Annotated in this window: 25 protein-coding genes; 17 read left to right on the forward strand and 8 right to left on the reverse strand. The window is 40.5% G+C overall.

All coding sequences use genetic code 11. From position 1 onward, the window contains the following. Positions 1–411: 411 nt before the first annotated feature. Complete coding sequence (gene ampE, locus C2M25_RS13695) at positions 412–1,263, reverse strand: beta-lactamase regulator AmpE (protein WP_063702940.1); 852 nt, start codon at positions 1,261–1,263, stop codon at positions 412–414. 21 nt (positions 1,264–1,284) lie between these two features. Continuing rightward, positions 1,285–1,827 (reverse strand): 1,6-anhydro-N-acetylmuramyl-L-alanine amidase AmpD, encoded by a 543-nt coding sequence (ampD, locus tag C2M25_RS13700; protein ID WP_105181343.1) that lies wholly within the window; start codon positions 1,825–1,827, stop codon positions 1,285–1,287. Between the two features lie 187 nt (positions 1,828–2,014). Between ampD and nadC the strand changes: the two genes are divergently transcribed. The 8 genes from nadC (at position 2,015) to yacG (ending at position 10,171) form a co-directional block, all read left to right on the forward strand. Beyond that, entirely contained in the window at positions 2,015–2,863 is an 849-nt protein-coding gene (nadC, locus tag C2M25_RS13705) for a carboxylating nicotinate-nucleotide diphosphorylase (RefSeq protein ID WP_105181344.1), read from the forward strand. A 493-nt stretch (positions 2,864–3,356) separates the two neighbouring features. Beyond that, a complete protein-coding gene (locus C2M25_RS13710) occupies positions 3,357–3,785 on the forward strand; it encodes a pilin (RefSeq protein ID WP_063702933.1) in 429 nt (142 codons plus the stop codon). Beyond that, the gene (locus tag C2M25_RS13715) at positions 3,748–5,124 is read left to right on the forward strand and encodes an O-antigen ligase family protein (protein WP_105181345.1); all 1,377 of its coding nucleotides are present in this window, start codon (positions 3,748–3,750) and stop codon (positions 5,122–5,124) included. Before C2M25_RS13710 ends, C2M25_RS13715 begins: the two co-directional genes overlap by 38 nt. Before the next feature lie 8 nt (positions 5,125–5,132). Continuing rightward, the gene (locus C2M25_RS13720; RefSeq protein WP_105181346.1) at positions 5,133–6,359 is read left to right on the forward strand and encodes a type II secretion system F family protein; all 1,227 of its coding nucleotides are present in this window, start codon (positions 5,133–5,135) and stop codon (positions 6,357–6,359) included. Between the two features lie 136 nt (positions 6,360–6,495). After that, positions 6,496–7,392 carry a prepilin peptidase gene (locus tag C2M25_RS13725; RefSeq protein ID WP_105181347.1) on the forward strand — a complete coding sequence of 299 codons (897 nt, stop codon included), beginning with the start codon at positions 6,496–6,498 and terminating at the stop codon, positions 7,390–7,392. A gap of 2 nt (positions 7,393–7,394) precedes the next feature. After that, positions 7,395–7,994 carry a dephospho-CoA kinase gene (gene coaE, locus C2M25_RS13730; protein WP_105181348.1) on the forward strand — a complete coding sequence of 200 codons (600 nt, stop codon included), beginning with the start codon at positions 7,395–7,397 and terminating at the stop codon, positions 7,992–7,994. A gap of 192 nt (positions 7,995–8,186) precedes the next feature. Further along, entirely contained in the window at positions 8,187–9,863 is a 1,677-nt protein-coding gene (pilB, locus tag C2M25_RS13735; RefSeq protein ID WP_063702922.1) for a type IV-A pilus assembly ATPase PilB, read from the forward strand. Between the two features lie 74 nt (positions 9,864–9,937). Continuing rightward, positions 9,938–10,171 (forward strand): DNA gyrase inhibitor YacG, encoded by a 234-nt coding sequence (gene yacG / locus C2M25_RS13740; RefSeq protein ID WP_054562797.1) that lies wholly within the window; start codon positions 9,938–9,940, stop codon positions 10,169–10,171. 60 nt (positions 10,172–10,231) lie between these two features. Here the strand turns inward: yacG and C2M25_RS13745 are convergent, their stop codons facing one another. Further along, positions 10,232–10,759, reverse strand: coding sequence for a Spy/CpxP family protein refolding chaperone (locus C2M25_RS13745; protein ID WP_105174905.1), 528 nt, complete (start codon positions 10,757–10,759; stop codon positions 10,232–10,234). Positions 10,760–10,930: 171 nt separating this feature from the next. Here C2M25_RS13745 and C2M25_RS13750 point away from each other — a divergent pair, with 171 nt between their 5' ends. Genes C2M25_RS13750 through C2M25_RS13760 form a run of 3 tightly spaced genes read left to right on the forward strand, consistent with a single transcriptional unit; the run spans position 10,931 to position 13,946 of the window. Beyond that, on the forward strand, positions 10,931–11,620 hold the full coding sequence (locus C2M25_RS13750; protein WP_054550979.1) for a response regulator: 690 nt from the start codon (positions 10,931–10,933) through the stop codon (positions 11,618–11,620). A gap of 1 nt (position 11,621) precedes the next feature. Then, positions 11,622–13,007, forward strand: coding sequence for an ATP-binding protein (locus C2M25_RS13755; protein ID WP_105174906.1), 1,386 nt, complete (start codon positions 11,622–11,624; stop codon positions 13,005–13,007). Beyond that, positions 13,008–13,946: an alpha/beta fold hydrolase gene (locus C2M25_RS13760; RefSeq protein WP_105181349.1), complete on the forward strand. Its 939-nt coding sequence runs from the start codon at positions 13,008–13,010 to the stop codon at positions 13,944–13,946. Here the strand turns inward: C2M25_RS13760 and C2M25_RS13765 are convergent. After that, a complete protein-coding gene (locus C2M25_RS13765; RefSeq protein ID WP_082874026.1) occupies positions 13,925–14,833 on the reverse strand; it encodes a cation diffusion facilitator family transporter in 909 nt (302 codons plus the stop codon). The genes C2M25_RS13760 and C2M25_RS13765 overlap by 22 nt on opposite strands. Positions 14,834–14,934: 101 nt before the next feature. Between C2M25_RS13765 and trmL the strand changes: the two genes are divergently transcribed. After that, on the forward strand, positions 14,935–15,399 hold the full coding sequence (gene trmL, locus C2M25_RS13770) for a tRNA (uridine(34)/cytosine(34)/5-carboxymethylaminomethyluridine(34)-2'-O)-methyltransferase TrmL (protein WP_054550977.1): 465 nt from the start codon (positions 14,935–14,937) through the stop codon (positions 15,397–15,399). Positions 15,400–15,503: 104 nt separating this feature from the next. After that, positions 15,504–17,387 carry a sensor domain-containing protein gene (locus C2M25_RS13775; RefSeq protein ID WP_105181350.1) on the forward strand — a complete coding sequence of 628 codons (1,884 nt, stop codon included), beginning with the start codon at positions 15,504–15,506 and terminating at the stop codon, positions 17,385–17,387. Positions 17,388–17,461: 74 nt separating this feature from the next. Here the strand turns inward: C2M25_RS13775 and gpsA are convergent, their stop codons facing one another. From gpsA to C2M25_RS13795, 4 genes are read right to left on the reverse strand one after another with little or no spacing between them, the layout of a single operon-like run. Further along, positions 17,462–18,469, reverse strand: a complete 1,008-nt coding sequence (gpsA, locus tag C2M25_RS13780; RefSeq protein WP_063702911.1) for an NAD(P)H-dependent glycerol-3-phosphate dehydrogenase — start codon at positions 18,467–18,469, stop codon at positions 17,462–17,464. A 3-nt stretch (positions 18,470–18,472) separates the two neighbouring features. Next, positions 18,473–18,961, reverse strand: a complete 489-nt coding sequence (secB, locus tag C2M25_RS13785; protein WP_063702908.1) for a protein-export chaperone SecB — start codon at positions 18,959–18,961, stop codon at positions 18,473–18,475. Positions 18,962–19,001: 40 nt separating this feature from the next. Next, complete coding sequence (gene grxC, locus C2M25_RS13790) at positions 19,002–19,259, reverse strand: glutaredoxin 3 (RefSeq protein WP_063702906.1); 258 nt, start codon at positions 19,257–19,259, stop codon at positions 19,002–19,004. Positions 19,260–19,293: 34 nt separating this feature from the next. Then, positions 19,294–19,725, reverse strand: a complete 432-nt coding sequence (locus C2M25_RS13795; protein ID WP_063702904.1) for a rhodanese-like domain-containing protein — start codon at positions 19,723–19,725, stop codon at positions 19,294–19,296. Positions 19,726–19,916: 191 nt separating this feature from the next. On the opposite strand from C2M25_RS13795, the gene gpmM reads away from it, so the two are divergent. Genes gpmM through C2M25_RS13815 form a run of 4 tightly spaced genes read left to right on the forward strand, consistent with a single transcriptional unit; the run spans position 19,917 to position 24,702 of the window. Continuing rightward, positions 19,917–21,461 (forward strand): 2,3-bisphosphoglycerate-independent phosphoglycerate mutase, encoded by a 1,545-nt coding sequence (gene gpmM / locus C2M25_RS13800; protein ID WP_063702902.1) that lies wholly within the window; start codon positions 19,917–19,919, stop codon positions 21,459–21,461. Positions 21,462–21,464: 3 nt separating this feature from the next. Next, a complete protein-coding gene (locus C2M25_RS13805) occupies positions 21,465–22,604 on the forward strand; it encodes a murein hydrolase activator EnvC family protein (protein ID WP_105181351.1) in 1,140 nt (379 codons plus the stop codon). A 35-nt stretch (positions 22,605–22,639) separates the two neighbouring features. Then, positions 22,640–23,908, forward strand: coding sequence for a S41 family peptidase (locus C2M25_RS13810; protein ID WP_082874025.1), 1,269 nt, complete (start codon positions 22,640–22,642; stop codon positions 23,906–23,908). A 35-nt stretch (positions 23,909–23,943) separates the two neighbouring features. Continuing rightward, entirely contained in the window at positions 23,944–24,702 is a 759-nt protein-coding gene (locus tag C2M25_RS13815) for a divergent polysaccharide deacetylase family protein (protein ID WP_105181352.1), read from the forward strand. The last annotated feature ends 261 nt before the right edge of the window (positions 24,703–24,963 follow it).

Genomic DNA, 24,963 nt, shown 5'->3' on the forward strand with positions numbered 1-24,963 from the left:
CTTGTGCTTTGACCAAAAAGGTAAATTGGTCATACCAAATTTGTCGCATAAGTTATCAAAAACCCGTATTTCTGTCAATTTCACTACGTTCAGCGCCTAGTTACACCCTAACGTAATTCGACTAAAGATTAAACAGTATGGATTAAAGTGGCTTTTTCTGAAGGAAAAAACAATAAAAAAGAAATGGTCAGACCAGATTGAACGACAGAGCTTTTAGTGGTCAGGTATTAGATGTTAGATGAATTGAGTAGCTTTGTAGCAGCGGGTTTACCTCGCATCGTTGAATTGAATTCGAAGTAGGATGCACTTCAGTGCTGAAAAATTAAAACTCAATCGAAGTGCATTAGTAGAGCGATTAATGAATAAAGTTATACAACAAGCTTTACTCTTGTAACTTGCTAACTTTACACGCTACGCCAAGCCACCAAATAAAGTAAGTGCTGCGATGATCACTAAAAAGAACAATACATTTCTTTTTACAAGTTTCATCATACAGGTGGCTTCATAAGTACAGCCAAAATGTTGCTGCTCAATTTGCTCAGCGGCAAGTGCAGTTTGCGTAACTACTTTTCGGTTACTCACTGAAAAGTCGAGCACATACTTCAGCCAACAACTGGTACCTTTATTAAAGTTACCGATCACTAAATAACCAAAGCTTGCAACCCGAGCTGGTAACCAATCGAGCCAGAACAATAAGCTATGTACTAGTTTAAAACGCTTAGCATAAGCAACACTGTGATCATCCCTTACTTTGTCAGCAAAAGTACGAACTAATGCGTAAAGCACCGCGCCAGGTACACCTAAGACCACAAACCAAAAAATAACTGCACAATAAAAGCGAAAATTTAACCAAGCTAAAGTTTGGCCAAAAGTTTCACCATGAGGATCATCTTCAGTCTTCTTTTGGCCCATTTGTAACGCAAATAGGGTTGCAGCCTCTTGGTCGTTGCGGGTTAACGCATTTAAGTAAGACTTATATAAAGCACGTTGCTTAGCACAGCCAAAACAAACCAGCAGTACAGCAACATTCACAGCCAGTTGCCAGATAATAAATTCGGATAGTTGATAAATTAATGCAACAGCCACGACAGGCAACATTAACCAAATCAAAAAACCAATTGGCGAATTAAATAAGCCTTTTTCTGAGAGTTGTTTTTGCGAGTGCTTAAGATAGGTATTGGCATAAAAACCGATTTGCCAGTAGTTAGCTCGAGCCCCTAAACGCTCAATTACCAAAGCAATAATTATTGAAATTAAGATCATGCTTTTACCTATATCCTTTAACTAAAACACTAAATCAAAATAGTATTGCCAATCAAAACTCGCTCCAGGGTCAGTTTTTCTGCCCGGTGCAATATCACAATGGCCAACAATGCGCGAACGGTTTATCTCAGGGTACTTTGCCATCAACGCCTTAGTAACTAAGTGTAATGCATTATACTGAGCTTGGGTATACGCCAAGGTGTCGGTACCTTCTAGCTCAATGCCCACACTAAAATCATTGCAGCGCTCTCGACCTTCAAACATTGAGATACCAGCATGCCAAGCTCGTTTTTCAAAGGGCACGTACTGAATAACTTCACCAGTGCGGCGAATAAAGCAATGCGCAGAGACTCTTAAGCCTTTTAAATCAGTAAAGCTTTCGTGCGCTGCACAATCAATCGTCCCCATAAATAAATCATCCACATAAGGCGTTGCAAACTGCCCTGCTGGCAATGAAATATTATGAATAACAAGTAATGACACCTCGCCCTCAGGGCGCTCATCATAATGTGTACAGTGCCTTAGTAACACATTGTTTAATTGGCCCAATTCATTTATATGCATATTAAAAACTAACGATGACAATAAAGTTAAATAGTGTAAAGGGTTAAAATCTTAGGGTCTAGTTGCTTTGATTCAATCACTTAAAGTAAGGGTAAGGATACTTTACTATGACCGATCTTTGTCTTCTATTAAGGGGTTAAACATAGTAAAATTTCGCCAATTTATTAATAAACAATGAGCTTTCGACATGTCAGTCCCTCACACTTTAATTAGCCAACTGGTAAAACTCGCCCTTGATGAAGATTTAGATTACCAAAGCGCAAATGACGGTGATATTACCGCGCAACTAATTCCAGAAAATGAGCTAGCTAATGCTAAGGTAATTACTCGTGAAGACTGTGTATTTTGTGGTAAAGACATTATTTTAGAAGTATTTAAGCAAGTTGATCCTTCAGTTGAAGTTGACGTAGTCGTAAATGACGGTGACAAAGTAGCTGCAAATAGCACACTATTTACAGCATCAGGCTCAGCTCGCGCAATTTTAACCGCAGAGCGCACAGCTCTTAACTTTGTACAAACCCTCTCTGGTACAGCAACAACAACTGCTCATTATGTAAAAGAGCTTGAGGGCACGACTACGCAGCTACTCGACACGCGTAAAACAATTCCAGGTTTACGTGCACTTCAAAAATACGCAGTAAAATGTGGTGGTGGCGCGAATCATCGTATCGGCCTTTTTGATGCCTTTTTAATTAAAGAAAACCACATTGCAGCCTGCGGGGGTATTGATAAAGCCGTCGCTCAAGCTAAAATAAACCATCCTGCCAAGCCAGTTGAAGTAGAAGTAGAATCACTTGATGAACTTGAACAAGCGATCACTGCGGGGGCTGATATCATCATGCTTGATAACTTTACAGTAGAGCAAATTCAACAAGCAGTTGTGCTTACAGATAAGCGAGCAAAGCTTGAAGTATCAGGCAACATGACACTTGAAACTTTAAAAGCCTATTCACAGGCCGGTGTTGACTTTATTTCAAGTGGCGCACTTACAAAAAATTTACAATCAATCGATCTTTCAATGCGATTTAACGGCTAAAAATTCTTTTATACGTATTTAATGTTTTACCTAATTCGTTGACAAGAAAATAAAAAAAGCATTAAATACGTAAAAAGCCTGAACAGATAACAAAAAATCAATATCTTTTTAGCGCTTTTGACTATTTTGTATACGCACGTCCTGAACCTACACAAGATTGCAATCAATTCAATAAGTTCCTGCAAGGATGCGGTGTCTATAAATAGTACAAATATGTGTAACTAAGCTTATTTTACATCAAACAAAGGTAGGAAAGTTCTGAAAAACTGCTTACTGAACAGGAAAATAGCTTCCAAAAACATTTATTGATGCTAAAGTAAATTTATACACGCTTAACCAGTAAGGTTTTTACTACTTTGTTAACATTTAAGCGTTAATAAAAGTTGTTTTAAGTAAAACTGTAAGATTTATCCTGTAAATTAAGCAATGGTTTTACAACGCTTAAGTTACAGCTAAACTTACTAAATCATCATATCCTTTAGGAGAGGAACAAATGACACAACAAAAGCAACAGGGTTTCACCCTAATTGAATTAATGATTGTAGTTGCAATCATCGGTATCTTGGCAGCGGTAGCACTGCCTGCTTATCAAGACTACACAAAACGTGCACACGTCAGTGAAGGTATTACACTTGGTGCTTCAGCAAAAGCAGCTGTAACTGAGTATTATGTTTCTGAAGCAGGTTGGCCTGCTGATAATGCTGCTGCAGGAATGCCTGTTTCTACAACAATCACAGGTAATGCGGTTACAAGTGTAGAAGTTGATGACGGAGTAATCACTGTGACTTACAACGATAAAGTTGAAAGTGGAAAAACTGTTGTATTTACACCAAGTGTTGCGGGCACTGGTTCTATAAAATGGACCTGTAACGCTGGCACTGTAGATGCTAAGTACCTACCTTCTAACTGCCGTGGTAGCTAGTTTTAAATACAGGGGCTTTCACAAAGCCCCTGACAACTCCATTGAGCTGTTAAGTTTAACTCCTGCATTATTCTCTTTATGTATATTCTTATTTTCGTTACATTCCCCAGCTTTGTACGACTCTAAGCGAATTATTCAAATATTTTTTTTACTCACCATAACTACAATCTTTATCTTCAGCCCTTTAAAGCTGTCCAAAAACAACCTTTATCTTACAACATTTCTCTTAACTTTCGCCATTCTATCAATTAAAAATTTCACCATTGAAACTCTTTTATATTTATTACATTACACCCTTCTCTTTAGCTTAATAATTTTAGGTTATAAGATAAAAAAAAAGTTAAAAACAACCTTCTTAAGTATATTATTTTTAAACTTATTAATAATTTCATGTTCTATTCTAAATTTATCCATATACGCATTTTTTGATAATACCGTTAAAGCTGATGACATTATTTATGGATTTAATAACATTAGATTTTTCAACCAATTTCAAGCTCTATCTTTTCCTGTACTAATATATTATTTAAACAACAACAAGCTTTCTCGAATAGCCTTTATCATTTTATTGTTAAACATCACATTCTTATTCATAACAGGTGCAAGAGGCGCCATTATATCTTGTATGATAACAACCTTATTAGGTATTAACTTAAAAATAATTAACCGAGATAATTTTAAGATTATATTAAAAGCCACACTATCAGCATTAATACTATTCTTCCTGTACAGTCTTTTTATAGAATCAAATCAAACAATAGGTTATACGTTTAGAACATCAAGCTCTTCTCGCATCGAAATCTGGTTAAATTTATTAAGAAACTTGAGTGTAAAGGAAATTTTTTTAGGTAATGGCATCGGTAGCTATATAAATTATAACTTTGGTGTTCGACACCCTCACAATAGCATTCTTCAATTGGTGTATGAATTAGGTGCCATTCCTGCATTTACCATTGTGGGATTTGTATTAAGAGTAATCTACAAAAATATAAAAAAAAATAAAGATGGTGAAATTTCGCCAGAACACGAAACTTGCCTACTTGCACTTTTAAGTATGCTCACTCTTTCTTTTTTTTCCGGTGTGATTGTTATGCCTATTCCACAAACATTTATGCTAATATTTCTTGGCGTACTGATTAGTAACTCGGAAAATGCGGGTTCTAGAAGTGATATTTTTTTTACCGGAAGTTATTGGTTGAAGATTATACTTACATCAACACTGATAATATACTTAGCTTCTGCTTTTATAACCTATAAATGTAAAGATAATAGCTTCTTGGGGCCAAATTATTGGGCGCATGGTCAGTTTTCCATAGAGTATTGCAATTTTTCTTTTTAGGACTTCTAATGACTAAACAACAAAACAATCAAAGCTTAGATACCTTTCAGTGGATAGGTGTTAACTCTCGAGGTAAAAAGCTTGAAGGTGAACTGTCAGGTCAAAGCATTGCTTTAGTCAAAGCACAACTCAGAAAGCAAGGTATTACTCCCTCTAAAGTCAAACGTAAAGCGAAACCCCTATTTGGCTCAAGAGTTCAAAAAATAACACCTAAAGATATTGCTTTAATAACCCGCCAAATAGCAACTATGCTATTGGCTGGTGTGCCACTAATTCAATCAATAGAAATGATCGGCTCAGGTGCAAAAAATAAAAGTGTCGCTAAACTAATGGAAAGTATTGGTGATGATGTTAAATCTGGTATGCCCTTATCACAAAGCCTAAGAAAGCACCCTCGCTATTTTGATGATTTATATTGCGACTTAGTGGCCTCAGGTGAGCAGTCAGGCGCCCTTGATAAAATTTTTGACCGTGTTGCGCTTTATAAAGAAAAAGCAGAGGCTTTAAAATCAAAAATTAAAAAAGCTATGTTTTATCCGATTGCTGTTTTGGTTGTTGCAGTTATTGTGACATCTATTCTTCTTATATTTGTAGTACCACAATTTCAAGATATTTTTAATGGCTTTGGTGCTGAGTTACCTGCATTTACTTTGATGGTGATTGGTATTTCTGATTTTATGCAAGAATACTGGTGGATGATGCTGATTGCGATTATCGCTGCAGGCTATGCATACAAAGAAGCTTTACTTAGAAGCAAAAAACTTAGAGATGCCAACGATAGAGCCATATTAAAACTGCCTGTTATTGGTATGATTTTGAATAAAGCGGCGGTTGCTCGCTATGCTCGAACTCTCTCAACTACTTTTGCTGCTGGCGTGCCCCTCGTCGATGCCCTAGACTCTGCTGCAGGCGCTTCTGGTAATGCGGTGTATCGTTATGCAATTTTAGAAATAAAGGCTGAAGTAAGTTCAGGTAACTTAATGAACTGGGCGATGAAAAACTCTAAGATCTTTCCTGATATGGTGGTGCAAATGGTGGCCATAGGTGAAGAGTCTGGTTCACTTGATGGCATGCTTGCTAAGGTGGCAACGATATATGAGCAAGAAGTCGATGATGCCGTAGATGGTTTATCAAGCTTACTTGAGCCACTGATTATGGCGGTTTTAGGTGTGCTTGTTGGTGGTTTAATTGTTGCTATGTACTTGCCTATATTCCAATTAGGTTCGGTGATTTAAACATTGTTGTAAGTTGCAACTTGCAAGTTAAATTCCAAACACTAGTTGATAGCTTGAAACATAAAATAAATAATAAGAATAGTTCAATACAGCGAAATAAAATCGGCCTTGAAATGGCCAGAAGTTAGGTATTTTAATGGAAAACTTTTTTCTTGATATAACCACTGCGATGCAAAGTCAGCAGTGGTTTTATTTTTTGACTGTGGGCTTAGTAAGCCTGTGTATTGGTAGCTTTTTGAATGTGGTGATTTTTCGTTTGCCACTGATGATGAAAAGAGAATGGCAAACTGAGTGTCGTATTGTATTGGCCGATGAGCTCAATTCAAAACAGCAAACAGAACAAGCTCCCTTTAATTTAGTAAAACCTAATTCGACCTGCCCTAAATGCAAAGCACCGATTAAAGCTTGGCAAAATATTCCTGTGATAAGTTGGCTACTGCTAAAAGGTCGCTGTGCAAATTGTCAGACACCGATTTCTGTGCGCTACCCTATTGTTGAAATGCTTACAGCAGTTTTAAGTTTAGTTGTCGCTGCTGTTTTTGGACCAACTAAGCTAGCTCTTCTTTATATATTGATTACTTGGGTTTTAGTCGCTTTAACCTTTATCGATATAGATCATATGTTACTGCCCGACCAACTCACCCTGCCACTCGTTTGGCTTGCGCTGATTGCGGCCACTATGGATATTACTATTGCGCCGAGCGATGCAATTATCGGCGCTGCGGTTGGCTACCTGAGTTTATGGAGTGTTTACTGGTTGTTTAAGCTTGCTACGGGTAAAGAAGGCATGGGTTATGGCGACTTTAAACTTTTAGCCGTATTTGGTGCACTACTTGGCTGGCAAGATATTTTAACTATCGTGCTGTTATCAAGTGTCGTAGGTGCCATCATCGGCATTGCACAAATCATCATTCAAGGTAAAGACAAAACTACGCCAATCCCATTTGGGCCCTACCTTGCCATCGCTGGATGGCTAACCTTACTTTGGGGTGAGCAAATTCAAAGCTATTACTTTAACTATTTAGGTTACTAATTATGGCAAACTGGGTTTTAGGGCTAACTGGCGGTATTGGTTCAGGTAAAAGTGCGGTAAGCGCCATGTTTGAAGAGTTTGGCATTCAGGTGGTTGATGCCGATATTGTAGCCAGAGAAGTCGTCGAGCCTGGCTCACTTGGCCTTAAAAAAATTACTGAATATTTTGGTGATGAGATACTCACGAGTAACGGCACGCTTGATCGCGCAAAACTAAGAGCAATTATCTTTGCTGATGAATCACAAAAGCAATGGCTTAATAACTTATTGCACCCACTTATTCGAGAAACAATGCTGAGCCAATTAAAGCTGGCCACCAGCCACTATGTCATCTTAGTTGCTCCCTTACTTTTTGAAAACGGCTTAGAAAAATACTGCAATCATACCTTACTAATTGATGTTCCGGTTGATGTACAAATAACAAGAACAACAGCCCGAGATAACGTATCTGATGAATTAGCCAAGCAAATCATAGCCTCACAAATGAGCAGAGCTGATAAAAAACAAAAAGCGTGTGATATTTTGGATAACAACCGCCCTCTTGAAGAAGTAAAAGCTGATGTGCAAAAGCTGCACAAAAAGTACCTAATGCACTCTCACTAGGTATTAATTTTATTTATAGATTCTCATAAATTAGAACCCATAAAAACCAATACAAAAGTACCAAACCGCATTCTAAACAACTGAGTTTTAGGTGAATTTATTTTGCAATTTTCCTAAAATCAGACAAGACTGATGTAATAGCCTTACTTTTTCTGTTAGATTGTGGCAATAAAGGATCAATCTAGGTGCGCAATGAATATAAACTCACCGCTACTTCGAAAATTTATTACACTCGGTCGCATTGATGCAGAGACCGTAAAATCAAAGCAGCGCGAATATAACTCTACAGCAGAGCTTATTTCTAAAACATGTGGAATGGCTGGACATGAGCTCGCAGAGCAATGTACAGATCTTTTTCGTGTGCCTTATTTTGACATCAAAGACTTTGACGTTGCGAACATTAGCGAAGAACTTGTTAAAGACAAACTCATTCGTGAGCACCACATTCTACCTCTCGTTAAAAAAGGCCGTAAGCTTTACATTGCCGCCTCAGATCCAACCGACTACGGTGCCTTTGAAAACTTTGAATTTAGTACGGGCCTTTCATGTGAAGTGGTCGTTGTTGATTACACGCAACTTGAAAACAAAATCGAGCAATTACTTGATGCCGCAGGTGGCTTACATTTAAGTGAAGATGAGTTTAAAGAACTGGGTGAGCTTGAAACAGAAGCACCTCGTGACTTAGCCAGCAAAGATGAAGACAAAGACGATGCCCCTATTATTGTCTACATCAATAAAATTTTGATGGATGCGATAAAAAAAGGTGCCTCGGATCTACACTTTGAGCCTTATGAACATCGTTACCGCGTACGTTTTCGTATCGATGGTATTTTGCATGAAATGGCAAGTCCACCGAATAGCTTAGCGAGCCGCTTATCAGCGCGTATAAAAGTTATGTCACGACTAGATATAGCAGAAAAGCGAAAACCTCAAGACGGCCGTATTAAGCTTAAAATCACTGAACGTAAAAGTATCGACTTCCGTGTTAGTACCTTGCCTACTCTTTGGGGCGAGAAAATCGTTATGCGTATTCTCGACTCATCAAGTGCTATGCTTGGTATCGATGTACTTGGCTATGAGCCAGAGCAGAAAAAGCTTTACATGGATGCACTTGATCAACCGCAAGGCATGATCTTAGTAACCGGTCCAACGGGCTCTGGTAAAACGGTATCACTTTATACGGGTTTAAATATTCTTAACCAACCAGAGCGTAATATCAGTACTGCCGAGGATCCAGTAGAGATCAACCTTGAAGGGATTAACCAAGTACAAATTAATCCAAAGGCAGATATGACCTTTGCCAATGCATTAAAGGCTTTCTTACGACAAGATCCTGATGTGGTTATGGTGGGTGAGATCCGTGACCTTGAAACCGCTGAAATAGCAATTAAAGCGGCGCAAACGGGTCACTTAGTTTTATCAACCCTGCATACCAACTCAGCGCCAGAAACTCTTACCCGTCTTTTAAATATGGGTGTTCCTGCTTACAACGTAGCAAGTTCAATCAGTCTTATTATTGCGCAGCGTCTTGCAAGACGACTTTGTCCTAAGTGTAAAACGCCAGAAAAACTACCTGATGAAGAACTTATTCGCCAAGGCTTTGATAAAGACAAGCTTAGCGAGATACAACTGTTTGCACCAAAAGGTTGTGATAGCTGTACTGAAGGCTATAAAGGTCGAGTGGGTATTTACGAAGTCATGCAGATTACCCCTGAAATAGCACAAATTATCATGCGTGGTGGTAACTCACTCGAAATCGCTGAAGTATCACTTCGTTCAGGTTTTAATAACCTGCGTTTATCTGGCCTGAAGAAAGCCGCTGATGGTGTTACTTCACTGGCAGAAATAAACCGAGTAACGAGTTTCTAATACAAATTCGTGACTGGATTATCAGCCAGCTGTTCAGTAAGATCTGACAAAAGTGCTTATTTGAGAGTGATATCATGCCAACAGTTGTAAACTGCCCAACATGCAAAGCCAAAGTTGAATGGTCAGAGCAAAGTCCGCATCGTCCATTTTGCTCAAAACGCTGCCAGCTGATAGATTTAGGCGAGTGGTCGTTTGAAAACAATAAAATTTCTAGCCCAATTAGCAATGCTAATGATCTGAGCCAAGATATGATTGAGGATATCGAAGCGATGCTGGCGAAAAACGATGATTCATTCTTCAAAGAATAAAGCGGAACAATAAAAAATGCGGCATTTGCCGCATTTTTTAATAGTAATACCAATTCGCTTTTAACCTTCTGAGCTTTCATCTCCTTGCTCGCCACGTGGACCATGGTGGCCCTTTTTGTGACCTTTTTTACGAAGGTGCTTTTTAATCTCTTGATAACTTTCGCGCTGTTCAGCATTCAAAACCTGCCAAATCGCATGGTCAGATTTCATTTTTAGCATTGCAAACTGCTCGCCTTTTTCTTGACGCGCTTTAATCAGTTCTAATGCTGCAGTTTCATCGAATGATTTCGCTGTTAATAATGCATCCATCTTGTCTTTATGTGCTGCACGAGCGGCTTTCATAGCACCTTTATCGCCACGCAGTGCTTCAAATTGTGTTTTCTGCTGTGCAAAAATCGCTTTAAGTTGCGTTTGCTGATCTTCGGTAAGTTGTAATTTATCAATACCACGCTCAGAAAGTAAAAAACGAGCCTGTGGATTCATACCACGGTTGAAGTCACCTTTCGCCATTGCTGAAGTAGCACCTACACTGGCTGCTGCTAAACCACAAACAAGTACGAATTTAGAAAGCTTATTTGAAATAGTCATAATCATTACCTTTTGTTGGGTTGTGCTCTGTTGTCGTTTCCGACTGATGGGTTAACTATAACTAATTCAATGCAAAGGAACGCAAACCAGTGTAAAGGTTGTGTAAAGATTCACTTTTACACAATTTACTGAGTAAAATAACCTTAAAGAAATAAATAGCTAGGTGTCAGAATGAAACTATTAATGATCGACGACGATACAGGATTGTGCGAATTACTCAGCGAGTACTTATCAGCACAAGGTTTTACAGTAGAGTGTGTTCATGATGGCGCTGAAGGCCTAAAACAAGCTATAAAGCATAACTACGAGCTTATATTGCTCGATGTGATGCTACCCTCTATGGATGGCTTTGAGGTGCTAAAGCAGTTAAGACAACATAAGCTTACTCCAGTGATCATGCTAACCGCGAAAGGCGAAGACTTTGATCGTATCTTTGGTTTAGAACTAGGCGCAGATGATTATATTCCTAAGCCATTTAACCACAGAGAACTACTAGCTCGCGTTAAAGCAATTACCCGTCGCATCGAACATATCAATAGCTTATCGAGCCAACAGGCCAGCTCATTGAGTGTCAACAGCATCAATGTTAATTTTGCCACGCGAGAAGCTTCTGTTAAAGACAATGTACTTAGTCTAACCGGCACTGAGTATGAGATCCTTGCCATGCTAGTACAACATGCCGGTGAAGTGATCAGCAAAGAACAAATAAGTGAGCAAGTCCTTGGTAGACGCCTTGCCCCTTTTGACCGTTCAATCGATATGCATGTCAGCAACATCCGTAAAAAGATTGCAGAACACGTTAGTAATGAACGAATCAAAACCATGCGTGGCAGTGGTTATGTATTAATACAAGGCGAATAATATGCAAACTCCAAGCTGGTTGAAGCATCCCCGCCACTATTTATTTTTAAAAATATTTGCTTGGTTTTGGGTCACCGTTATCGCCACTATCACACTATTGGTATTTTTAAGCCAACTAACGAGTAACGTGGGTAATGATGAGCTGCGAGGACCCATGCTTAAGAACCTAGAGTACACTGCTAAAAGTATTGAGCGTATTGTTGCTAAACACGGTGGCTCAACGCAAGATGTACTGTCACACCCACGCTTATCTAAACATAAGTTGCTGTACTTGAATGGTGAGGTGCATGGCGTTGAAATGCTCAGCCAACCAGTATCCAAAGAGATTGATTTAAGCTTGCTTAACTTCACCAAATATATGCGCCCACAAATTATTTTTACCGACGAATACCAAGCTTATGGACCTGTCGTTTTGAATGTGCCAGAGGGTAAGTTTTATCTTTATGAGATTGATGAAAAACGTAAAAAGCCGTTTTTTGTCAGCTTATGGCTAATGCCAATTTGGCTAAAGCTACTTATTGCTTTAATCGCCTCATTAATGCTGAGTTTCTTCTTTAGTCGTAACTTAATAGCTCCCATTAATAGTTTAAAAGAAACTGCAAAAAAACTGGCTCATGGTGACTTAACTGCCCGTGCCGATGTATCTCCTACGCGTCAAGATGAGTTAGGTGTACTTGGTCGTGACTTTAATACTATGGCAGTACAACTTGAGCAGCTTATTAGCGCTCAAAAACGATTACTAGCAGATATTTCCCATGAACTACGCTCACCATTAACGCGCTTAAAAATGGCAACAGGCCTTGCACAAATGCAAGCCGATGACGCTCAACACGCTTATTTAGAGCGTATTGAAAAAGAGGCTAATCAGCTCGATAAAATGATTGCCGATGTCCTTCAAGTTTCACGTTTAGAAGCCAAAAGCCAGACTCTGGCGTTAAGCACACAATCTTTACAAGTGATTGTTGATCATGTACTCAACGATGCTCAATTTGAAGCTAAGCAAAGTAATAAAGAACTTATTATAAATGGTACACTAACAGCCGATTTGAAGTGTGACGAAACCTTAATTGCCAGCGCGCTTGAGAATGTACTACGTAATGCCATTAAATACGCTGAACATTCAATCTCAATAGGCCTAGTTGAATCAGACGCTATTTACATCACCGTTTGTGACGATGGTAAAGGCGTTGATGAGGCAAATCTTGCAAGGCTCTGTGAACCTTTTTTTCGCCAAGAGCATGCTCGTGATAGAAACACCGGGGGCACGGGCTTAGGTCTTGCGATTGCAAAGAATGCTATCTCTGCACATGATGGTACACTAACACTTGAAAACCAAGAACATGGCGGATTGTGCGTAAACATCCGTCTACCTTTTAAGAGTGAGTAAATGTTTTACAGTAGCGAAGTAAGTCTTGTCAGTAACCTACCTAATATTAATCAGTTTTTCTCTGAGCAATTACAGCAAGACTTTCTGAGCACTGCTCATGGTAAGCTTTTTTACGGCTATGCGATCCCTCAGCAAGCAAAAACGGCTATCGTCATCAGTAGTGGCCGAATTGAGTCTCTGATTAAATACAAAGAGTTGCTATGGGAGCTATATCAAAATGGCTTTGCTGTTTTTAGTGTTGATCACCAGGGGCAAGGTCGCTCTTATCGTCATTTAAAAAACGCTCATAAGGGCTATGTAAACCGCTTTACTGATTACGCTGATGACTTTGCTGTATTTATAGAAAAAGTGGTGCAACAGCACTGGCAGGGAAAGCAGATTTTGCTTGGTCACTCAATGGGCAGTGCCATTGCCTATGATTACCTGTCGCGTTATCAACATCAATTTGCAGGGGCTTTTTTATCAGCGCCGATGTTTGATATCTATACCAAAGGGACACCTAAACCTGTAGCAAAACTGGCTGCTAAAATTGCATCCTTACTTGGTCTCGGCCGCAGCTACGCATTTGGCCAACGCGATTATTTACCAGTCGACTTTGCAGCCAATGAGCTAACCAGTAGTGAAATTCGTTATAAATTGTTTAGAGAGCTGTATGCAGCAGAAGCTGATTTACAGCTAGGTGGCGTAACCTATGGTTGGCTTAATGCATCATTTGATTTTATTGCTTCTTTAGTCGATAAAAAAGTCGATATTCCTTTATTTATCGCCAGCGCCGAGCAAGATACTGTAGTCGATAACGCTGCACAATTTGCACTTAGCCATAGGCAAAAAGCACAACTGAAAACCTATGCGGGCGCTCGCCACGAGTTATTGTGTGAACGCGACGAAATTAGAAAAGCAGTACTCAGCGATTTTTATCAATTTTGTGCAGAACTTTGACGTGTTTTCTTAACCACAGAAAGTGGGTCTAGGTGCATCAGAACATCCATTTCACAATCAAAATGCGTTTGAATTAATGCTTCTACTTCATCTGCAACTTGATGGGCTCTTATCAAAGATAGAGAATCTTCTAACTCTAAATGCATCTGAATAAACTTAATTTTACCACCCTGGCGAGTACGAATATCATGGGCACCAAATACGTCTTGATGACTATTCACAATGGCCAGTATTTGTTGTTTCTCTTCATCAGGAAGCTCTTTATCCATTAAGTGATCAGCACTTTCGCGGGCAATATCCCAGCTGTTATAAAGTAAATAAACAGCCACACCTATAGCAAACAATGGATCGGCATAAGCGACACCGTACTTCGCTAACACAATTGCCAGTAGTACGGCCAAATTTAAGATTAGATCGCCTTTATAGTGAATCGAGTCAGCTTTAATGGCGATTGATTCGGTGTGGTTGATCACCTTAGTTTGTACAAAGACCACCACGAGCGTACAAACAATAGCAAAGATACTAACCCAAATACCAAGATCAGAATGCTTTAAGGTTACCGGATTAAATAAGCGCTCAATCCCATGAAACGCTAAGAAACAACCTGAGCCTGCTATAAAAGCGGCCTGTGCAAGCCCAGCTAACGCTTCAGCTTTTCCGTGACCAAAGCGATGGTCGTCATCAGCAGGACGCAGTGCATAGCCAAGCACTAAAAAACTCATCAGCGATGCGGTGATATCCATTAACGAATCAGTCAATGAACCCAGCATTGACGCCGAGCCAGATGCAAGCCATGCCCAGCTTTTTGCCGCAATCATTAAACTCACCATAACAATGGTGACTAGGCTGGCTATTTTAACCCAAAACTCATAACTACGATGCTGCACAACAACTTACCTTTAGTGAGTAACTGTGTTGAGTATATCATCTTTTAATTCTAGTTCGTGTATACTCAGCAGCAGATAAAATCCTTTTAAATGAGATTCACATGCTTGATATTGTGTTGTACCAACCAGAAATTCCACCAAACACGGGTAATATCATTCGCTTATGCGCAAACACAGGTTATGCGTTACACCTAATTGAACCACTTGGTTTTGAGTGGGATGATAAACGCGTAAAACGTGCAGGTCTTGATTATCATGAGTTTAGCCATGTACAGCGCCATGCCTCGTTTGAAGCATATCTTGAAAAATGCCAACCGAAAAAAGTCTATGCTTGCACCACCAAGGGCAGTCAATTTCATCATCAAGCACAATACCAACCCGGCGATTGTTTAGTGTTTGGCCCTGAAACACGTGGCTTACCTGATGAACTCATTCAATCGTTGCCGAAAGAACAACGTGTACGCATTCCAATGCAAAAAGACAGCCGTAGTATGAACTTATCTAACTCAGTTGCTGTATTTGTTTATGAATCTTGGCGTCAGCTGGGGTTTGTGAACGGCCAATAACTCATTGAAAAAGCGCTTGTAATAAATATTTACTAATTGTTTAGCACGACCATTTTTTATGGACTAACCTAAATAGGTGAGTTTGTTCCTAAAGATGGATTTTAATGCGCTTTTTCGCCCGAGTATACAGTATTATTTTGCTGATGCAGTACTTTTCTAGTGCTGCTTCTGCTGCTGTGCAGAATTCCTCTACCTCGCAAGCCCCCAATACAACGCCCCTGTTACTGCTGCTCCTTTTAGCAATTGTCATCCTCATTGGTGCGGTTATCTATTATCAAAGAAACCAAAAGATGACGCTGATGGATGCCCTACTTTCTCAATCTAAAGATGGTATTTGGGTCACCGATGAACAGTTTCGGATTATCGAAATCAATAACGCATTTAGTGAAATATCGGGGTATAAAAAAGCCGACGTACTTGGCAAAAAATTCAAAGCATTAACGCAAGCTGGTCGCGATAAACAACTTGAAGAAATCATTCAACAAGAGCTAAGTAACGACGGTTATTGGTCTGGCGAAATTTGGAATTTACGCAAAGATGGGCAACCTTACGCCATTGATTTATGTATAACAAAAGTAACCACACCACGCTTTGCAAAAAGCTCTGTACGTTACGTTGGCATGTTTTCTGATGTCACTGCACGTAAGAATAATGAGCGAACTATGCTCAAGCTCACCACCAAAGACAGTGTCACGGGATTATCAAACCGCGCTATTTTTATAGAGTCACTTGAAAAAGCAATTAAAGCCTGTAACGACACTTACCCTAGCCTGTTGATCATCTTTATCGACATAGACAATTTCAAAAAGATTAACGACTCCCTGGGTCACACAGTTGGTGATGTACTACTAAAAGAAGTGGCATGTCGTTTAACTGACTCACTAAATTCAGGCTTTACCATTGCAAGACTCGGTGCAGATGAATTTGCGGTACTCGTGCCGCCCTATCTTTATTCAGGCAAAACGGTGTTCTTCGCCAAAAAGACCGCTGACATCGTGCTTCAGCAGTTTAAAACCCCTTTTATGTTAGATGGTTTTGAGACCTCGCTATCAGCTTGCTGCGGCCTTGCTATCTACCCAGACAACGCCTACAACTGCGAAAACTTAATGCGCAGTGCAAATAGCGCTTTGAATCATGCGAAGAAAATGGGTCGTAACACATATCAATTTTTTGATAAAGACCGTCATACCCTCGACCCAACCGAGTTAACCAAAGAAAGCGCTTTATTTAGAGCTATTACCAACAATGAGTTTGAGCTTTATTTTCAGCCTAAGTTTGATGCCCAGCATAATCAGCTATACGGCTTTGAAGCCTTAGTTCGCTGGCCTCAAGAAGATGGCAGTGTGATTAACCCCGATGAGTTCATTCCGCTAGCCGAACAAAATGGTGCCATTATTCCGCTGACCCAGTTACTAATGGAGCAGCTGCTTAATCAACTAGCACAGTGGCGCAAACAAAACATTTCGTTTGGTAATGTCGCAATTAATATTTCAGCCTTACACTTTCAGCAAAGTAGTCTTATTGAAACACTCATCGACAACTTAGCAAAATTTGACGTACCGGCACATTGCTTAGAGCTTGAGATCACAGAAAGCGCCATGATGGATAACCCTGAATTTGCAGAGCAGCAAATGAAGCGCATTAAATCAATTGGTGTGAACATCGCGTTGGATGACTTTGGTACGGGTCATTCATCACTCAGTTACTTAAAGCGTTTTCCGATCGATACGCTAAAAATTGACAAGTCCTTCGTAAAAGATATCGATAAGAATGAGCAAGATCGCAACATCACCGCCACCATAGTACGGCTAGCTAAATATTTGGATATTAATGTGGTAGCTGAAGGAGTAGAAACTGAAGAGCAAGCCTACATGCTGCATATTATGGGCTGTCATTTTCAACAAGGTTATTATTACTGTAAACCACTAAAAGCTGAGCAAGTCAGCGAATTTATTAATGATACGCTTGAAAAGCAGCAGTCTAGCTAGTGGTTGCAACTGTACATTAAATAAAAAACGCGATTAATAAATCGCGTTTTTTATTTAACAGTGCACAATCTAAATTATTCAGATTTTTGCTCACGGCCAAGTAGTGCCATCGCAGCTTCTTTTACATCTTTATTTTCATAAAGCACTTTGTAAATTTGCTCCGTTATTGGCATTTCAATACCAGTACGTTCAGCAAGTAAATACACTTCTTTAGTATTTCTATAGCCTTCGACAACCTGACCAATAGATTCAATCGCGGCTTCTACGCCTTCACCTTTGCCAAGAGCAAGGCCAAAACGACGGTTACGAGATTGGTTATCTGTACAGGTTAAGATCAAGTCACCGAGGCCAGCCATACCCATGAAGGTATCTGAACGAGCACCCAATGCACAACCTAAACGACACAGCTCAGCTAAACCGCGTGTGATCAACGCTGTACGAGCGTTGGCACCAAAGCCAAAGCCGTCAGACATGCCTGCGCCAATCGCAATAACATTTTTAACTGCACCACCAAGCTGTATACCAATGAAATCATCATTGTTATACACCCTAAATGAACGACCACAGTGTAAAAGGTCAGCCAGCTGTTTAGCAAAATCTTTCGAGGTCGACGATACTGAAATAGCGGTTGGTAAACCCATTGCCATTTCTTTGGCAAAAGTAGGCCCAGAAAGCACAGCCAGTGGAATATCATCCCCTAACTCTTGCACTGCTACTTCTTGCAGTAAACGGCCAGTATTAGGTTCTAAACCCTTTGTCGCCCACGCAACTTCGGCGCCTTCTAACAACCAAGGTTTAATTTTTTCAAGTGTGCCAGCAAAAGCATGACTTGGCACAACAACAAGAATGATCTTGCTTGCTTTAACTGCCGTTTCTAAATCAGCTTCTAGTTGAAGCGTGTCAGGAAAGCTGACATCAGGAACATAACGTTGATTCTTTCGCTCAGCTGCAAGCGTGGCAACGTCATCGCTATTGCGGCCCCACAAAGTAACTGGGTGGCCATTTCTGGCAAAGCAAATAGCAAGGGCGGTGCCATAAGACCCCGCCCCTAATACTGTAACAGCTGATTGTGCTGTACTCATAGCTTATGCGTCTGCAGTTGCCTGTTGGTCTTGAGCAGCACGTTGTTGCATGTATTGAGCAAATAGTGCGTCAAAGTTAACTGGCGCTAAGTTTAATTGTGGGAAAGTACCACGGTTAACTAAGTTTGATACAGCTTCACGAGCGTAAGGGAAAAGTACGTTCGGGCAGAAAGCACCTAACATGTGCGCAAGTTGAATTTCTTCTACTTCACCGATAGTGAAGATACCTGCTTGTTGGATTTCACAAAGGAATGCAGTTTCTTCACCGATTGAAGCCGTTACGGTTAACGCAAGAACAACTTCAAACACACCTTCTTCTAATTTGTTAGAACGAGTATCTAAGTCAAGTTTAACTTCTGGTGTCCATTCTTTTTGGAAAATAGCAGGTGAATTAGGCGTCTCAAAAGAAACATCTTTAGTATAAATGCGTTGGATTGAGAATTGAGCGCCTGCTTGTTGTTCTGCTGCTGCGTTTTGGATTTCTTCGTTCATTGTAATTCCTAACTTGTATTCGTTTTTATAATTTAATTTATTAAGCGTTAAGCTTTGCGTCTAAAAGGCCTTGCGCTTCAATTGCCATCATGTCGTCACAACCGCCGATATGTTCATCATTAATGAAAATTTGCGGAACCGTGTAACCACCATTTGCTTTGTCGATCATTTCATCACGACGCTCAGGGTGAACACCAATATCGATATTCGTGTAGTCTACACCTTTGCTATCTAATAAAGCCAAAGCGCGTTGGCAGTATGGACAATATGCTTTTGTGTAAAGAACAACATTACTCATAATAATTCCTCTATCGGGCTGTTAGCAGTGTTGATTAACGACCGGTTGTTGTAGGTAAGCTAGCTGATTGCCAAGCACCCATGCCGCCCGCTAATACATAAACACGCTCAAAACCTGCTTTATGCATTGCAGTTGCGATACCTGAGGCAGTCATGCCCGTGGTACATACTAGTATAATGGGTTTACTCTTAAACTTTTCAAGGCTTGAAAAATCAGATTGTTTTGCTTTTTCTGGATTTAAGTGAGTAGCACCAGCAATACGGCCAGAGTTAAACTCTTTTTGTGCACGCATATCAACCACTTGACCATCTTCACGATTAATTAGCAAGGTAAGTTGCTGTGGGTTGATTTGACGAATAGCCGAAAATTTACTTTTAAACCAACTGCTGATCAGCATTGCAACTAATGCTAGCCAGATAATACTCAGAACCGGATGATTTGAGATAAATTCAATATATTGATCCATGCGTTTTCCACTAAGAAATTAGGTACCACAGCGCATAGCCATGGGTTAATTAAAATTTGCCACGCAAGTATACGTGCTTGAATTGAAAATGCTAGGGCGTGAAATATTTTAATATGACATATTGATAGCTGATCAAAACCATAAAACACGGTATGCTAGTGATATATAAGTGCCAATCTTCAGGAGCTATAATGACAGAGCATAAAAAACCATTGGTATTAATGATCTTAGACGGTTGGGGATACCGTGAAGACACAGAAAGTAACGCCATACTTGCTGCTAATACCCCAGTACTCGACAACCTTTGGGCAACGCGTCCACATACATTAATTTCAGGTTCGGGACTTGATGTTGGTTTACCTGCAGGACAAATGGGTAACTCTGAAGTAGGCCACGTAAATTTAGGTGCTGGCCGTATCGTTTATCAAGATTTCACGCGTATCACTAAAGCCATTGATGATGGTGAGTTCGATAGCAACCCAGCACTTGTTGATAATATCGACAAAGCAGTAAATGCAGGTAAAGCCGTGCATATCATGGGCCTTTTAAGCCCAGGTGGCGTTCATAGTCACGAAGACCACATTGTTGCGACGATCGAACTAGCTGCTAAGCGCGGTGCAAAAGAAGTTTACTTCCATGGTTTCTTAGACGGTCGAGACACGCCACCACGCAGTGCAAAAGCCTCAATTGAGCGTATCGAAGCTGTATTTGCTGAACTTGGCTGTGGCCGTTTAGCAACGCTTGTTGGTCGTTATTATGCAATGGACCGCGATAATCGTTGGAATCGTGTCGAGCTTGCTTATGACGTTATGGTAAGTGGCATTGCTGAATATAGCTACACAGATGGTGTAACCGCACTAGAAGCTGCTTATGCACGTGACGAGAATGATGAATTTGTTGCTGCAACAACAGTAATACCAGAAGGCCAAACAGCAGCCGAGATCAATGACGGCGACACTGTTATCTTTGCTAACTTTAGAGCAGACCGAGCACGTGAAATGACTCGTGCCTTTGTTGATGCTGACTTCAGTGGTTTTGATAAGAAAAAATCACCACAGTTAAGCGCATTTGTAATGATGACTGAGTATGCAGCAGACATCAAAGCACCGATTGCGTTTGCACCAGAACCTCTAACAAATGTATTAGGCGAATGGTTAGAGAAACAAGGTAAAACACAGCTACGTATTTCTGAAACAGAAAAATACGCACACGTGACCTTTTTCTTTAGTGGTGGCCGTGAAGATGAATTTGTTGGTGAAACGCGCGAACTTATCCCTTCACCTCAAGTTGCAACATATGATCTGCAACCAGAAATGAACTCAGAAATGCTAACCGATAAACTTGTTGAAGCAATCGCTAGCGGTAAATACGATGCCATCATCTGTAACTACCCTAACGGAGACATGGTAGGTCACTCAGGGGTATTCGAAGCTGCAGTGAAAGCATGTGAGGCAGTCGATCACTGTATTGGTCGAGTGATTGCTGCACTTGAAGAACATGGCGGTGAAGCGCTGATCACAGCCGATCATGGTAATGCCGAACAAATGGCTAACCCGGCTACAGGGCAAGCACATACCGCACACACAAGTGAGCCAGTGCCATTTATTTATGTTGGCCGTGATGCAACACCACATGACGGTAAAACATTAAGTGATGTAGCACCAACCATGCTTCACCTACTCGGCTTAGAGCAGCCAAGTGAAATGACTGGTAAACCAATCATGACGCTGAAATAAGCTATGAGTAAATGTATTAACCACTTCCTTAAAACTGGTTTAATACTGACTTCATTAGCAGCAACATCAGTTGTTGCTAATGAAGATCAAACCAAAAAAGACTTATCTGATATTCAATCAGCTTTACAAAAAACAGAGGCTGAACTTAAAGGTCAACGCAAGTCTATTGCCCAGATGCGCAAAGATCTGCGCGCTCATGAACTCGACATCGCTAAAAATGCCAAAGCATTAAATTTGGCAGCACAGTCAGTTAAAGAAAACGAACAACAACAACGCGAACAACAAGCTAAAGCTGAACAACTTAAAGAGCAGCAAGCACAGCGACAGACCTTATTAGCTGCACAACTAAAAAGTGCCTACATGGCAGGTAGCCACGATTACTCAAAGATGCTACTTAGCCAGCAAGACACGGCCAAAATTGAGCGCACACTAAGTTATTACAATTACCTCAATAAAGCGCGAATCGAACAAATCGAAGAGCTCAAAGCACTACAGCAAGAAATTGCGGATAATCAAGCTGAACTTGAGAAAACCAAACAACGCCTACTAGCCCTATACGACGAACAAAATAGACGTCAGCAAGCTTTAGTCAATGCACAACAAGAACGTAAAACTAACCTTAATAAACTCCAGTCAGCGTTAAAAGAAACGAAGAGCTCAATTGATTACTTAAAAGAAAATGAGCAAACCCTAATTACCGCCATCGAAGAGCTTGAACAAGAGCGAAATGAAAAAGTTGAGTTACTCGGTTTACAAAGTAGCAAAGGTAAACTCGACTGGCCAACCAAAGGTGATTTGCGCCATCGTTTTGGGCAACGTAAACACGGCAACCTAGATTGGAAAGGCGTGCTGATCAGTGCAAAAGAAGGCAGTAATGTTAAAAGTGTTCAGAACGGCCAAGTAGTTTACGCTGATTGGCTAAATGGCTTTGGTTGGGTTATCGCTATTGATCATGGCGATGGCTTCATGAGCTTGTACGGCCACGCTCAAACGTTGCTTCGCGATGTTGGCGACCTTGTTAGAGAAGGCGAAACGATAGCTTTAGTCGGTCAAAGCGGCGGACAACCCGATCCTGGTCTATACTTTGAAATACGCCACAAAGGACGCGCAGTAAATCCTGTAAAATGGTGCAGACGCATTTAATTGATTAAATAGCTGCACCCAATGAGGAGCAGCTGATGCTAAACACAACTTACTCTTACAAAGCGCATTTATCCCCAGCTAAGTATGTCACTCAGCTGTCTTTTATATTACTTGTCGGCTTGCTATGGCTGATGCTGCAATCGTTTCAAGCTATTGCAAAACCCTCGTTAAAGTCACTACAGCATCAGCAATTAAACGAAATCCTGTTTAATATTCACACCTACTATGTTGATGATCTTAAGCTGCAAAACTCATTTGTAACTCAGCCAGATAACTTACAAGTTGAAGCGTTATTTTCACGCCTTGACCCATACTCAAAGTATCTGGATGAAACGGAGCTCGATGCTATTTTCAGTAGCACAAATGGTAGATACACCGGGCTCGGTATAGAGGTAAAAGTCGAAGAGGGTCGTGTATATATTGTGAATACTATAAATAATTCACCGGCAGCGCTTGCGGGCCTTCAAGTGAATGATGAAGTCATAGCGATCAATCAACAGCCTATTTTGGACAAAAGCATCGAAGAAGTGGCCAAGTTAATTCGTCAAAGCGGTCAAAGCGCTGTTGATGTTGCTGTTAAAAGAGAGAAAGAAACCGAGTTAAACTTCTCTATTAAGCGTCAGCAAATTAACCTAGAAAGCGTGCGTGGCCATTTAGCAGATACAGGCGTTGCGCTTATCAGTATCAACGCATTTAACAATCACACATTGCATGATGTTGCTCGCGAAATTGCGAAAATGCAAATCACCAATAGCTTCCCACTTTCAGGTTTAATTATTGATTTACGCGATAACCCCGGCGGTACATTGCAAGGGGCCGTTGAAGTCGCCGATCTGTTTTTAGATAACGGCACCATAGTATCAACCAAAGGTCGCTTCAATGAAGCTAATCAGAAATACCAAGCTCACAAGGGCGACATACTCAGTGGCGCGCCTATTGCTGTTCTGATTAACGAAAACTCAGCCTCTGCGGCTGAAATACTTGCAGCAGCACTGAGAGATAATCAACGGGCGGTGTTAATTGGCGAAACCTCATTTGGTAAAGGCTCAGTGCAATCGTTGATACCATTAGGTAACGGTAATACCGCATTAAAACTGACTACCGCACGTTATTACACACCTTCGGGTCAATCTATCGATGGGAAAGGGATCACCCCAGATGTGAGTATTAATCAAACAATGCTTTCAGAAATTGACCAAGGCGTTATAATAAAAAACATCCAAGAATTGGCGCTTTTTAGCTCACTTCTAGATAGACAAGACAAAAAGCAACTTACAGCAAAGCAACTCGTTATTATGCAGTAAGTAAATGCTCACAACGGATATAATAATTACAAAAAGTGAATCTAAAAACAGGCTTATTACTCGCAGTATGTTGCCTACCGCTATTTTGCCAAGCAAAGCAAATAGCTATAGTAATCGATGATATAGGCAATCATCAGCGCGATCTTGAAATATTAAACTTACCAGGGCAAGTGACTTTCTCTATCTTGCCCCATACTCCCTATTCACAAATATTTGCTGAACGTGCCAGTAAAACTCATAAAGAATTACTTTTACATGTACCAATGCAAGCGCTTGATAAAACTAAGGCGCTTGGTCCTGGTGCACTCACGGACACCATGACTAAGTCAGAGTTACAAACAACCCTTGGTCACGCGTTAGCCTCTTTACCACAAGTAAAAGGGGTCAATAACCACATGGGATCTGAGCTAACACAGCTTACAGAGCCAATGAAATGGACGATGGAAGTTTTAAAGAAACGTGGTTTGTACTTCCTAGACAGCCGTACAACGAGCCAAAGTGAAGCACAAAACGTTGCTAACCTATATGGTGTTGCAAACGTATCTCGCCATGTATTTCTTGATAACAATGTCGCCCAAAGCCAGCTACAACATCAACTTGAAGAACTAAAATCCAAAGCTGAACACTTCAACTACGCAATCGCAATCGCCCACCCCTACCCAGAAACCGTTGCATTTCTTCAGCAAGCACTCCCTAAACTACAACAACAAGGCTTCGAACTTGTTCCCCTCTCACAACTAGTCGAAACAAAATACATTCAGCTTGCCAAAGCAGAGCAAAGGCAAGGGGAATAAGTGTTATAAACGGGAGTAGTGAGTTAGCAAGAGTAACGTTAGCGAGGGGAAAGTTGAAAGAGTAAAGTTTGGAAATATTGCGTAGGTTGGGTAGAGCGAAGCGAAACCCAACACAGAGCTATCAGCTTTCAGCCGTCAGCTGCGCGGTGTGGGTGTTTGGTGCTGTGTCTCTCTAGGTTCTAGGTTCTAGGTTCTAGGTTCTAGGTTCTAGGTTCTAGGTTCTAGGTTCTAGGTTCTAGGTTCTAGGTTCTAGGTTCTAGG

The sequence above is a fragment of the Pseudoalteromonas sp. T1lg21 genome (genome assembly GCF_002964625.1).
Classification (GTDB): Bacteria; Pseudomonadota; Gammaproteobacteria; order Enterobacterales; family Alteromonadaceae; genus Pseudoalteromonas; species Pseudoalteromonas gelatinilytica.

Coding starts and splice junctions, on each gene's coding strand:
- yacG (WP_054562797.1), top strand. CDS start 9,938: ATGCCAACAGTTGTAAACTGCCCAACATGCAAAGCCAAAGTTGAATGG.
- secB (WP_063702908.1), bottom strand. CDS start 18,961: ATGAACGAAGAAATCCAAAACGCAGCAGCAGAACAACAAGCAGGCGCT.
- trmL (WP_054550977.1), top strand. CDS start 14,935: ATGCTTGATATTGTGTTGTACCAACCAGAAATTCCACCAAACACGGGT.
- C2M25_RS13715 (WP_105181345.1), top strand. CDS start 3,748: ATGCTAAGTACCTACCTTCTAACTGCCGTGGTAGCTAGTTTTAAATAC.
- C2M25_RS13720 (WP_105181346.1), top strand. CDS start 5,133: ATGACTAAACAACAAAACAATCAAAGCTTAGATACCTTTCAGTGGATA.
- grxC (WP_063702906.1), bottom strand. CDS start 19,259: ATGAGTAATGTTGTTCTTTACACAAAAGCATATTGTCCATACTGCCAA.
- C2M25_RS13755 (WP_105174906.1), top strand. CDS start 11,622: ATGCAAACTCCAAGCTGGTTGAAGCATCCCCGCCACTATTTATTTTTA.
- C2M25_RS13775 (WP_105181350.1), top strand. CDS start 15,504: ATGCGCTTTTTCGCCCGAGTATACAGTATTATTTTGCTGATGCAGTAC.
- nadC (WP_105181344.1), top strand. CDS start 2,015: ATGTCAGTCCCTCACACTTTAATTAGCCAACTGGTAAAACTCGCCCTT.
- C2M25_RS13805 (WP_105181351.1), top strand. CDS start 21,465: ATGAGTAAATGTATTAACCACTTCCTTAAAACTGGTTTAATACTGACT.
- ampD (WP_105181343.1), bottom strand. CDS start 1,827: ATGCATATAAATGAATTGGGCCAATTAAACAATGTGTTACTAAGGCAC.
- pilB (WP_063702922.1), top strand. CDS start 8,187: ATGAATATAAACTCACCGCTACTTCGAAAATTTATTACACTCGGTCGC.
- gpmM (WP_063702902.1), top strand. CDS start 19,917: ATGACAGAGCATAAAAAACCATTGGTATTAATGATCTTAGACGGTTGG.
- C2M25_RS13810 (WP_082874025.1), top strand. CDS start 22,640: ATGCTAAACACAACTTACTCTTACAAAGCGCATTTATCCCCAGCTAAG.
- C2M25_RS13725 (WP_105181347.1), top strand. CDS start 6,496: ATGGAAAACTTTTTTCTTGATATAACCACTGCGATGCAAAGTCAGCAG.
- gpsA (WP_063702911.1), bottom strand. CDS start 18,469: ATGAGTACAGCACAATCAGCTGTTACAGTATTAGGGGCGGGGTCTTAT.
- C2M25_RS13745 (WP_105174905.1), bottom strand. CDS start 10,759: ATGACTATTTCAAATAAGCTTTCTAAATTCGTACTTGTTTGTGGTTTA.
- C2M25_RS13760 (WP_105181349.1), top strand. CDS start 13,008: ATGTTTTACAGTAGCGAAGTAAGTCTTGTCAGTAACCTACCTAATATT.
- C2M25_RS13750 (WP_054550979.1), top strand. CDS start 10,931: ATGAAACTATTAATGATCGACGACGATACAGGATTGTGCGAATTACTC.
- ampE (WP_063702940.1), bottom strand. CDS start 1,263: ATGATCTTAATTTCAATAATTATTGCTTTGGTAATTGAGCGTTTAGGG.
- coaE (WP_105181348.1), top strand. CDS start 7,395: ATGGCAAACTGGGTTTTAGGGCTAACTGGCGGTATTGGTTCAGGTAAA.
- C2M25_RS13710 (WP_063702933.1), top strand. CDS start 3,357: ATGACACAACAAAAGCAACAGGGTTTCACCCTAATTGAATTAATGATT.
- C2M25_RS13795 (WP_063702904.1), bottom strand. CDS start 19,725: ATGGATCAATATATTGAATTTATCTCAAATCATCCGGTTCTGAGTATT.